Consider the following 10,277-nt stretch of genomic DNA (forward strand, 5'->3'; position numbering starts at 1 on the left):
CGTCCAGCTCGCCGACGTCGCCGTCGTCGCCGACGAGCCGACGCCACCGACCTGGCCGCCGTCCTGCTGGAGGAGCACCGGCCGCGCGGGCCGCGCTCGGCGCGGGCACCGGGCCGGTCGCCCGCGCGTGTGCGCCTGGCTGGAGTGCGGACGGGACGCGCGGCGCCGCCGCGCGCCTGTTCGTGCACCCCAACACCGTCCGGAACCGGGTGCAGCGGTTCACCGACGCGACCGGCGTCGACCCGTCCGACACGTTCGGCGCCGTCAACGCCTGGTGGCTGTGCCGCGCCTGGCTCGCCGCCGACCCCCCGAAGCCCCGCCCGACGCGCGATCCGGACGGATGACGGCCGCGGGGAAACGATCTTGGGACTGTCGCGGTGGGCTAGCAAGCATTAGGTTGTGCACATGCGCGTTCTCATCACCGGGGCCTCCGGGTTCGTCGGGTCCCACACCGTTCGCGCCCTGTTGGAGCACGGGCACACGCCGCGCGCGCTGGTGCGCGACCCCGGTAAGGCGACCCGGGTCCTGGAGAAGCTGGGTGTCGCGGCCGCGGACGTCGAGTTCGTCCGTGGCGACATGCTGGACGCCGGGGCCGTCGCCGAAGCCCTCGACGGGTGCGACGCCGCGATCCACGCCGCCGCCGCGATCGGCGTCACCGGCGGCACCGTCGACGTCGTCGAGGCGAACGTCACCGGGACCCGCAACGTCGTCGGCGGGGCCGTCGCCGCCGGGCTCGGCCCGGTGATCCACGTGTCCACGATCGGGGTGTTCGTCCCGCCGTCCGCGCCCGTCATCACCGCCGACGCGCCCCTCGCGAGCCCCCGCACCGACTACGGCCGCTCGAAGATCGCCGCCGAACGGTACGCGCGCGGCCTGCAGGACGACGGCGCGCCCGTCACGATCGTCTACCCCGGCGGCGTGTTCGGCCCCGACCAGCCCGTCCTCGACGCGCTCCCCGAGGGGCTCGCCGGGGGCCCTGTCGCTGGCCTGGCCGCTGCCGGGCGGCGGCGTCTCGGTGCTCGACGTCCGCGACCTCGCCGAGGCCCTCGCCCGCGCCGTCGAGTCCCGGCAGGGCGCGAGCCGCTGGGTGTTCGGCGGCCACTACCTGACGTGGCCGCGGCTCGCGGCGCTGTGCGACCGGCTCACCGGCGTGCGGCCGCGCGCCTTCCGCGTCCCGTCCGCGGTCATGCTCGGCCTCGGGTCCGCGCTGGACGCCGCCAAGCGCGTCCGTCCGTTCGCCTACCCGCTGACGCGGGACGCGGCCGAGTTCATGGTGACGCTCGTCCCGACCGACGACCGGCCCATCCTGGACGCGCTCGGCCTCGCCCCGCGCCCCGTCGAGGACACCGTCGCCGACGGGCTGCGCTCGCTCGCCGCGTCCGGGCACCTGAGCCCGCGCCGCGCCGGGCGGCTCGCCGCCGCCGGTGCGCCGCCGAAACCGACCGTCGTCCAGCGCGCGCTGGGCCCGCTGTTCCACCGGATCTCCGGCGCCCCCTGGTTCGCGAAGATCGGGCCCAAGATCGTCCCGCGCGTCGACCGGGCGCTGAGCCGCCTCACCGGCGGCCGGTTCCTCATCGGCCAGGCGCTCGTCCCCAGCCTCGTCCTCGTCGCGACCGGCGCGGTCAGCGGGCAGCCGCGCCGCACGCCGCTGGCCTGCCTGCCCGAGCCGGACGGCGGCTGGCTCGTCGTCGGGTCCAACTTCGGCCGCGAGAAGCACCCCGCCTGGACCGGCAACCTCCTGAAGACGCCCGAGGCCGAGGTCGTCTTCCGCGGCCGGACCGTCCCCGTCAAGGCGCACCTCCTCGACGACACCGAACGCGCGGAGGTGTGGCCGCGTCTCGTCCAGGTATGGCCCGTCTACGACCGGTACGTGGAACGCGCCGGGCGGCAGCTCCGCATCTTCCGCCTCGCCCCCCGCTGATCAGGAGCCGCGCAGGGACCTCGACAGGCGGCGGCCGAGCAGCGCGTAGGCGAGGACGACGCCCGCCACGTTGAGGATCACGTCGTCGATGTCGAAGGCGCGGCCGATCACGAACGCGCCCTGCACCAGCTCGACGGCGAACGAGAACAGGGCCGTCAGGACGGCGAGCCGCAGCGGCCCGCGCAGCCGCTTGGCGACCAGCGGGAGCAGCACGCCCATGGGGGCGAGCAGGGCGAGGTTCCCGCCGATCTGGAACAGCGCCTCCTCGGTCGGGCGGTCCAGGTAGAAGCGCAGGGAGTCGCCGGGGCGGAAGTTCGCCCCGGCCTGGCCGTGGTCGCGGACGGGCGTCAGCGTGAACCTGAACGCGACGTAGAAGAAGGCGCCGAGCAGGCCGAACGCCGCCACGGCGACGGCGGCGCGCAGCGCGAGAACGTACCGGGGCACTCGCTCACCGGGAGGGGCAGGCTGCCACATTTCGACCAACACCCGGCGTCTCGTCCCCGATCGCCCCCCGTCCATGCCCGCCGCACCGATTCGGACACCCGATACCGGACGAACGGACGCCCGCAGCCGCACCGGCTGCGGGCGTCCGCGGAACGGGCGTCAGGCGGCGACCGCGGTCGTCGCCGGCTCCAGGGCCAGCTCCAGGACCTCGCGGACGTCGCTGACGGTGAACACCGTCATGCCGTCCAGCACCTCCTGCGGCACCTCCTCCAGGTCGGGCTCGTTGCGCTTCGGGACGATCGCGGTGGTGATGCCCAGCCGGCTCGCGGCCAGCAGCTTCTGCTTCAGCCCGCCGATCGGCAGGACGCGCCCGGTCAGCGACACCTCACCGGTCATCGCGACGTCCGGCCGCACCGCACGTCCCGACAGCAGCGACGCCAGCGCCGTCGTCATCGTGATGCCCGCGCTCGGGCCGTCCTTGGGGATCGCGCCCGCGGGCACGTGGACGTGCACGCCGCGCTCCTTCAGGTCGCCGACCGGCAGTTCGAGCTCGGCGCCCCGCGAACGCAGGTAGCTGAGCGCGATCCGCGCCGACTCCTTCATCACGTCGCCGAGCTGCCCGGTGAGCGTCACCCCGGTGTCGCCGGTCTCCTTGTCGGCCAGCGACGCCTCGATGTACAGGACGTCGCGCCCGCGCCGGTCACCGCTAGGCCCGTCGCGACGCCCGGCACCCCGGTGCGGCGCTCGCCGCGGCTCAGCTCCACCTCGGGCGTGTGCTTCGGACGGCCGAGGTAGCCCTTGAGGTCGTCGCGGCCCACCGAGACCGGCAGCGCCGCCTTCTCCAGCGCGACGTTCGCGGCGATCTTCCGCAGCACCCGCGCGATCGACCGGTCCAGCGACCGGACGCCCGCCTCGCGGGTGTACTCGGACGCGAGCAGCCGCAGCGCCTCGTCGTCCAGGGTCACCTCGGACGCCTCCAGCCCCGCCTTGTCGAGCTGGCGCGGCAGCAGGTGGTCGCGGGCGATCGTCACCTTCTCGTGCTCGGTGTAGCCGTCGAGCTGCACCAGCTCCATCCGGTCGAGCAGCGGCCCGGGGATCGCCTCCACCACGTTCGCCGTCGCCAGGAACAGCACGTCGCTCAGGTCGAGCTCGACCTCCAGGTAGTGGTCGCGGAACGTGTGGTTCTGCTCCGGGTCGAGGACCTCCAGCAGCGCCGCCGTCGGGTCGCCCCGGTAGTCGGCGCCGACCTTGTCGACCTCGTCCAGCAGGACGACCGGGTTCATCGTCCCCGCCTCGCGGATCGCCCGCACGATCCGGCCGGGCAGCGCGCCCACGTACGTCCGGCGGTGGCCGCGGATCTCGGCCTCGTCCCGGACGCCGCCCAGCGCGACCCGGACGAACTCGCGGCCCATCGACCGCGCGACCGACTCGCCCAGCGACGTCTTGCCGACCCCGGGAGGGCCGGTCAGCGCGAGCACCGCGCCGCTGCGGCGTCCGCCCACGACGCCGAGCCCCCGCTCCTCGCGGCGCTTGCGCACCGCCAGGTACTCGATGATGCGCTCCTTGACGTCGTCGAGCCCCGCGTGGTCGGCGTCCAGGATCTCCCGGGCGCCCGCGATGTCGTAGGCGTCCTCGGTGCGCTCGTTCCACGGGATGTCGAGGACCGTGTCGAGCCAGGTGCGGATCCAGCCGCCCTCCGGGGAGGCGTCCGACGACCGCTCCAGCTTGTCGACCTCCTTCAGCGCGGCCTCCCGCACCTTCTCGGGCAGGTTCGCCGCCTCGATCCGGGCGCGGTAGTCGTCCTCCTCGTCGGCGGGGTCGCCGTTCAGCTCGGCCAGCTCCTTGCGGATGGCCTCCTGCTGCTGCCGCAGCAGGAACTCGCGCTGTGTCTTCTCCATGCCCTCCTGCACGTCCTTGCGGATGGTCTCCGCGACGTCCAGTTCGGCCAGGTGGTCGCGGGCCCACCCGATCACGAGGGTGAGGCGCTCGACGACGTCCGGCGTCTCCAGCACCTCGACCTTCTGCTCGTCCGACAGGTAGGGGGCGTAGCCGGCGTTGTCCGCCAGCGTCGAGGGGTCGTCGATCTGCTGCACGACGTCGACGACCTGCCACGCGCCGCGCTTCTGCAGGATCGCGCCGACGAGGCCCTTGTACTCCTTCGCCAGCTCCTGCGCCCGCCCGGACGGCGGCTCCTTCTCGATCAGGGTCCCCTCGACCCACAGGGCCGCGCCGGGACCGGTCGTGCCCGTCCCGATCCGCACCCGGGCGACGCCCCGCACGACGGCCCCCGGCTCCCCGCCGGGCAGCCGCCCCTCCTGCTCGATCACGCCCAGCGTGCCGACGGCCGCGTACTGCCCGTCCAGCCGGGGCACCAGCAGTACCCGCGGCTTGCCGGGCGTCCGTATCCCCGGCCCCTGCGTCCGCGCCACCGACCGCGCGGCCTCGATCGCCGCGCGGACCTCCGCGTCGTCGGACAGGTCGAGGGGCACCACCATGCCCGGCAGAACGGCCCCGTCGTCCAGGGGCAGCACCGGCAGCGTCAGGGTCTCGCTCATGCTCACTCCAAGTCCGTGTCGTCCCGGCCCCTCGGGAGGGCCGCCGACCCAACCTCCAGGGTTGAGTCATACACACTCAAGAAAACGGAGCACGGATTTGTTTCCTCCCCCCGTTCGCTCTCAGCGATCACGCGGGAAGCGGGGGAAGCGGGGGAAGGTTCACGGCAGGTCGCCGACCGTGCAGGCGACCGCCGTCCGACCCGCGTCCGCCGAGTAAGGCGACACCAGCCGTCCGGCGGCCTGGGCGACCGTGCCTTCCGACAGCGCCGTATGCAGGTACATCAGGTCGGCGGTCAGGGGACCGGTGCAGAGCAGAAAACGCTCCCCCGCGCGCGGACCGGCGCGGCAGTCTGCAGCGTGGTCGGACGGTCCGGGCAGAGCGGCGGTGGCGGCGGAGAATCGCATGCCGCCAGCCTTTCCGACCGGCGGACCGGGCCGCGAGACTGGACGCGTGATCGACCTGAACGAACCGTGCCGTCTGGTGCCGCCCGCGGCGGCGATGCGGGCGTCGTTCCTCGCGGGCGAACTGGCCGACTGCCGCGCCGACGGGACGTCCGCCGCGTGGCTCGCCCCGGCCATCGCCGACTTCGACGCCTTCGTCGCGGGGCGACGCGGCGTCCACGTCCGGTGGAACGTCCCGACGACGACGTTCTGGTACGTCTCGGGCGAGCACTACCTCGGCACGCTCGTCCTCCGCCACCGCCTGACGGCCCCGCTGATCGAGACGGGCGGCAACATCGGCTACCACGTCGTCCACGCGTGGCGCCGCCGGGGCCACGCCACGCGGATGCTCGCCGCCGGGCTGGAGGAGTGCCGCCGCCGCGGCCTCGGACGCGTCCTGCTGACCTGCGCCCGGGACAACGAGGCGTCCCGTCGCGTCATCCTCGCCAACGGCGGCGTGCCGTGCGGCCGGAAAAAGGGCGAGGACCGCTTCTGGATTTCGCTCGACGCCGCTCCCGCGGAGTCCGCTTCGTAAATGTTCCGGAGAAGGGGCGCATCCAGCGGATACGCGTCGAAAATCGGCGGTTGAGCGAACGGCACCGGGAACACGTTTCCGCAGGTCATAGGCGTATGTGAACACATTGTTCGCGTTTGCTTCCGCCGGACGGGCGGGCCGAAGATGAGGCATCCGACTTTCACCGCCCCGAGCGGGCCTTTCGGCGTGCCCGCGCACAGATGGAGGAATCCCATGACCGTTCTGGTGACCGGCGCGACGGGACACGTCGGGCGACGAGTGGTGGAGCGCCTCGTCCGGGCCGGCGCGCAGGTGCGGGCGATGACCCGGCGGCCCGACCGGGCGGCCGTCCTGCCCGGCGGGGTCGACGTCGTGCGGGGGGACCTCGACGTGCCGTCATCGCTCACGGCCGCGCTGCGGGGCGTGGAGCGCATGTACCTGTTCCCCGTCGCCGCCACCGCCGCGGACGTCGCCGGCGCCGCCGTCGCGGCCGGGGTGCGGCGCATCGTGACGCTGTCGTCCGGGGCCGTGGAGGGCGGGTACGACACCGGCTTCCACCTGCCGGTCGAGCGGGCCGTCGAGGCGTCCGGCGCGGCGTGGACGCACGTCCGGCCCGGCGAGTTCATGCTCAACAAGCTGTGGCTGTGGGGAGCCTCGATCCGTGCCGGGGACGTGGTGCGCGACCCGTATCCCGATGCCGCCTGGTGCCCGGTGCACGAGGACGACATCGCCGACGTCGCGGCGGCGGCACTGCTGGAGGACGGGCACGCGGGCCGGGCGTACATGCTGAACGGGCCGGAGTTCCTGACGCACCGGGAGCAGGTCCGCCTGATCGGGGACGCGGTCGGACGGGACGTCCGATTCGAACGGGTCACGCCGGTGCAGGCCCGGGACGACTACCGGCGGCAGGGCGGTTTCGCGGCGGAGAACGCCGATTTCCTGCTGGGTTTCGAGAGTTACTCCGGCGAGCCCGCCGACCCGGCGGACCGCTCGGCGGTCGACCTGTCGGCGCTCGGCCCGCTGCCGACCGCCCGGGACGTGACGGGACGGCCCGCCCGGACGTTCGCGCAATGGGCCCGCGACCACGCCGACGACTTCCGCTCCTGACGAAGGTTCCGCCGGACAGACCGTCCGTGAGCCGATTCCGGGTCGAACTCCCCCACCGCCCCGCTACCGCGTTCCGCAATGCGGAAAACCGTTTCTCCGCCCGGTGTCCGCGAGGGACAATGGGTTCGGTGGAGATGACTCACTGGCCTTTGTTCGGGCTCGTTCTCCGGACGCCCCGGCTGGAGCTGCGGCTGCCCGACCTGCGGGAACTCGATGCGCTCGGGGAGCTGGCGGCCGACGGCGTGCACGATCCGGCGGAGATGCCCTTCATGGTCCCCTGGAGCGACGCGCCGCCCGCCGAACGCGCCCGCTCGACCATTCAGTTCCACTGGCGGCAGCTCGCCGAATGGACTCCGGAGAACTGGAGCCTGCAGTTCTCCGTGTTCCTGGACGGACGGGTCGTGGGCACGCAGGGCGTCGGCGCCCGCGACTTCGCGGTCGTGCGCGAGGTCGGCACCGGGTCGTGGCTCGGGCGCCGTTTCCAGGGGCGCGGGATCGGACGGAGATGCGCGCGCCGTCCTGGCGTTCGCCTTCGACGGCCTGGGCGCCGAGACGGCCGTGAGCGCCGCGTTCGCCGACAACCCGGCGTCCACGGCGGTGTCGCGGCGGCTCGGGTACGAGACCGACGGCGTCGCGCGCGTGCGCGTCCGGGACGAGCGGCGCCTCGACCGGCGGTTCGTGCTCGACCGGGCCGGGTGGGAGCGGCACCGGACGGTCGAGGTCGAGACGCACGGGCTCGCGCCGTGCCTGCCGTTCTTCGGCGCCTGACGCCGCCGGGCGCGCGGCGGGACGGCCGGGTAAAGTCGGCGGCATGCCCGGTTCGGACGTCGAGGTGTTCGAGGAGCAGCGGCCCCGGCTGATGGGGCTCGCGTACCGGATGCTGGGGTCGGCGGCCGAGGCCGAGGACGTGGTGCAGGACGCGTACCTGCGGTGGAGCCGCGCCGATCGCGTGGACGTCCCGGCGGCGTGGCTGACGACCGTGGTGACGAACCTGTGCCTCAACCTGCTGTCGCTGGCCCGGGTGCGGCGGGAGGGCTACGCGGGTCCGTGGCTGCCGGAGCCGGTGCTGACCGCGGACGGGGCACTGGGGCCGCTGGAGACCGTGGAGCAGCGGGAATCGGTGTCGCTGGGCATGCTGGTCCTGCTGGAGCGGCTGGCCCCGGCGGAGCGTGCGGTGTTCATCCTGCGGGAGGCGTTCGGGCATCCGCACCGGGAGATCGCGGAGATCCTCGGGGTGTCGGAGGCGCACTCGCGGCAGCTGCACCGGCGGGCGCGCGCGCACGTCGGGCAGGACGGGCGGAAGCGCGACGTCGACACCGGGCGGCACCGCGAGATCGTCGAGTCGTTCTTCGGCGCGGCGGTGAACGGCGACGTCGCGACGCTGGAGCGGCTGCTGGCCGAGGAGGTCGTGGCGGTGTCGGACGGCGGCGGCGAGGTGACGGCGGCGCGGCGTCCGGTCCTGGGCCGGGCGACCGTCCTGCGGTACCTGGGCGGGCTCGTGCGGCGGCCGGAGGCCGCGGAGCTGACGTTCCGCGTCACGGAGGTCAACGGCGACACGGCCGGCGTGTTCTGGATCGGGGACGCCCTGGGCGGCGTCGTCACGGTCGGTGTCGACGACGGGCGCATCACCGAGATCCGGACGGTCTTGGCCCCGCGCAAGCTCGCGTTCTTCGCGTCCCAACTGGTGTGAGCGGCGTCACGTAGGCCGGTCGTCACGGATCGCCCTCCAGGCCGGTTCAACTTCCGACTCTCACGCGAGGAGGAATCATGACCCACCGAATCGTGGTCCTGGGCGCCGGGTACGCGGGGCTGGGCGCGGCCAAGCGGGCCGCGGCTGCGGCCGGACAGGACGCGAAGGTGACGCTGGTCAACGCGTCCGGCCGGTTCGTGGAGCGCGTCCGGCTGCACCAGCTCGCGTCCGGCCAGCGGCTCACCGACCTGCCGCTGACCGGCCTGCTCGACGGGACGGGCGTCGACCTGGTCGTCGCCCGCGCGACCGGCCTCGACCCGGACGCCCGGAAGGTCCGTCTGGACGGCGGCGTCGATCTCGGCTACGACACGCTCGTGTACGCGCTGGGCAGCACCGCCGACCTGGACGCCGTGCCGGGCGTGCGGGAGCACGCGTTCTCGGTCGCGGACGCCGCGGACGCCGAGCACCTGCGCGACCGCCTGCCGGGCCTCGGGTCGGTGACCGTGGTCGGGGGCGGCCTGACGGGCATCGAGACCGCCGCGGAACTGGCCGAGACCCGTCCGGGACTGCGCGTCGATCTCGTCACCGCCGAACCGCTCGGCGTGAGCCTCGGCCCGCGCGCGCGCCGCTACCTGCACCGGACGTTCGAGCGGCTGGGCGTCGCGGTGCACGAGAACGCGCCGGTCGCCAAGGTCGCGGCCGACGGGCTGCTGCTGGAGGACGGCCGCGACCTGCCTGCGGACGCCGTGGTGTGGACCGCCGGGTTCCGCGTTCCGCGACTGGCCGCCGAGGCCGGGCTGGGCGTGGACGGGCACGGGCGCGTCCGCATCGACCGGACGCTCCGCGCGCAGACCCACCCGGACGTGATCGCCGTCGGGGACTCCGCCACGCTGCCCGTGGGGGGCCGCGCGTCGCGGATGTCCTGCCAGGCGGGCCTGCCCATGGGCCTGCACGGCGGGAAGGCCGCCGCCGCGCTCGCCCGGGGGCGCGAGCCCGAGCGGATGACGCTGCGCTACATCTCGCAGTGCGTCAGCCTGGGGCGCCGGGACGCGCTCGTCCAGTTCAGCCGCTTCGACGACACGCCGATCGAGCGGGCCGTCCTGACCGGGCGCGCGGCGGTGCGCACCAAGGAACTGGTCGTGCGCGGCACGGTGTTCGCTATGCGCCGCCCGGGCGTGGTGGCGCGAGCCGTACCAGGAGTGCGGTGACGTTGTCCGCCGCACCGCGTCGAGCGCGGCGCCGACCAGGGGCGCGCGCGTCGTCCGGCGGCGCCCCGCCCGGCATGGCCGCGCGCAGCGCCCCCGGGTCGGGGAGGTACCGCCACAAACCGTCCGTGCAGAGCAGTAGGCGCCCGGAACCGGACGGGCGGTGGCTGCGGCAACCGGGCGCCGGTTCGCCCGCGTCGGCGCCGAGCCAGGCGGCGAGCGCGTCGAGTTCGCCGGTGTCGTCCTCGGTGAGGAGCGCGCCGGGACCGTCGTCGGGCAGCCAGTAGGCGCGGCTGTCGCCGATCCAGCTCACCCAGAAGCCGCCCGGCCCGGCGACGCCCGCGAGGTACGTGCACGCCGGGGCCGACCGGACGGACGCCGCGAGTGCGGCGACGGCGCG

10 protein-coding genes and 2 pseudogenes are annotated in these 10,277 nt (G+C 74.4%); 8 read left to right on the top strand and 4 right to left on the bottom strand.

Features of this window, described 5'->3' with window-relative positions:
• The 3 genes and pseudogenes from BJF79_RS53580 to BJF79_RS61080 all read left to right on the top strand — a co-directional run.
• Positions 1 to 344, top strand: a 344-nt coding sequence (locus tag BJF79_RS53580; RefSeq protein WP_143220084.1) for a helix-turn-helix domain-containing protein, incomplete at its 5' end; no start/stop codon positions are given.
• Positions 345 to 405: 61 nt separating this feature from the next.
• Positions 406 to 885 (top strand): annotated as a pseudogene (locus tag BJF79_RS61075) (NAD-dependent epimerase/dehydratase family protein); the annotation flags it as partial.
• A gap of 130 nt (positions 886 to 1,015) precedes the next feature.
• Positions 1,016 to 1,921 carry a nitroreductase family deazaflavin-dependent oxidoreductase gene (locus BJF79_RS61080; protein ID WP_262402399.1) on the top strand — a complete coding sequence of 302 codons (906 nt, stop codon included), beginning with the start codon at positions 1,016 to 1,018 and terminating at the stop codon, positions 1,919 to 1,921.
• Here BJF79_RS61080 and BJF79_RS22110 read toward each other — a convergent pair whose 3' ends face one another.
• The 3 genes and pseudogenes from BJF79_RS22110 to BJF79_RS22120 all read right to left on the bottom strand — a co-directional run bounded on the left by BJF79_RS22110 (position 1,922) and on the right by BJF79_RS22120 (position 5,325).
• Positions 1,922 to 2,365, bottom strand: a complete 444-nt coding sequence (locus tag BJF79_RS22110; RefSeq protein WP_262402400.1) for a VanZ family protein — start codon at positions 2,363 to 2,365, stop codon at positions 1,922 to 1,924. It lies immediately after the preceding gene.
• 159 nt (positions 2,366 to 2,524) lie between these two features.
• Positions 2,525 to 4,920, bottom strand: a pseudogene (gene lon / locus BJF79_RS22115) (endopeptidase La).
• A 159-nt stretch (positions 4,921 to 5,079) separates the two neighbouring features.
• The gene (locus BJF79_RS22120; protein WP_075900127.1) at positions 5,080 to 5,325 is read right to left on the bottom strand and encodes a hypothetical protein; all 246 of its coding nucleotides are present in this window, start codon (positions 5,323 to 5,325) and stop codon (positions 5,080 to 5,082) included.
• A gap of 46 nt (positions 5,326 to 5,371) precedes the next feature.
• On the opposite strand from BJF79_RS22120, the gene BJF79_RS22125 reads away from it, so the two are divergent.
• The 5 genes from BJF79_RS22125 to BJF79_RS22145 all read left to right on the top strand — a co-directional run bounded on the left by BJF79_RS22125 (position 5,372) and on the right by BJF79_RS22145 (position 9,880).
• Entirely contained in the window at positions 5,372 to 5,896 is a 525-nt protein-coding gene (locus BJF79_RS22125) for a GNAT family N-acetyltransferase (RefSeq protein WP_075900129.1), read from the top strand.
• A gap of 213 nt (positions 5,897 to 6,109) precedes the next feature.
• Complete coding sequence (locus BJF79_RS22130) at positions 6,110 to 6,982, top strand: SDR family oxidoreductase (protein ID WP_075900131.1); 873 nt, start codon at positions 6,110 to 6,112, stop codon at positions 6,980 to 6,982.
• A 558-nt stretch (positions 6,983 to 7,540) separates the two neighbouring features.
• Positions 7,541 to 7,750 (top strand): hypothetical protein, encoded by a 210-nt coding sequence (locus BJF79_RS65750; RefSeq protein WP_316043412.1) that lies wholly within the window; start codon positions 7,541 to 7,543, stop codon positions 7,748 to 7,750.
• A 43-nt stretch (positions 7,751 to 7,793) separates the two neighbouring features.
• Positions 7,794 to 8,672 carry an RNA polymerase sigma factor SigJ gene (gene sigJ, locus BJF79_RS22140; RefSeq protein ID WP_075900133.1) on the top strand — a complete coding sequence of 293 codons (879 nt, stop codon included), beginning with the start codon at positions 7,794 to 7,796 and terminating at the stop codon, positions 8,670 to 8,672.
• Positions 8,673 to 8,749: 77 nt separating this feature from the next.
• Positions 8,750 to 9,880 carry an NAD(P)/FAD-dependent oxidoreductase gene (locus tag BJF79_RS22145; RefSeq protein ID WP_187357037.1) on the top strand — a complete coding sequence of 377 codons (1,131 nt, stop codon included), beginning with the start codon at positions 8,750 to 8,752 and terminating at the stop codon, positions 9,878 to 9,880.
• Here the strand turns inward: BJF79_RS22145 and BJF79_RS22150 are convergent.
• Positions 9,831 to 10,277 (bottom strand): PP2C family protein-serine/threonine phosphatase (locus BJF79_RS22150; RefSeq protein ID WP_187357038.1); only part of this gene is annotated, 447 nt, incomplete at its 5' end. The genes BJF79_RS22145 and BJF79_RS22150 overlap by 50 nt on opposite strands.

Source organism: Actinomadura sp. CNU-125 (assembly GCF_001942465.1).
Lineage (GTDB): Bacteria > Actinomycetota > Actinomycetes > Streptosporangiales > Streptosporangiaceae > Spirillospora.

Bases quoted from the DNA above. Each gene is read 5' to 3' on its own strand.
- sigJ (WP_075900133.1), top strand. From the start codon at position 7,794: ATGCCCGGTTCGGACGTCGAGGTGTTCGAGGAGCAGCGGCCCCGGCTG.
- BJF79_RS22120 (WP_075900127.1), bottom strand. From the start codon at position 5,325: ATGCGATTCTCCGCCGCCACCGCCGCTCTGCCCGGACCGTCCGACCAC.
- BJF79_RS22130 (WP_075900131.1), top strand. From the start codon at position 6,110: ATGACCGTTCTGGTGACCGGCGCGACGGGACACGTCGGGCGACGAGTG.
- BJF79_RS22145 (WP_187357037.1), top strand. From the start codon at position 8,750: ATGACCCACCGAATCGTGGTCCTGGGCGCCGGGTACGCGGGGCTGGGC.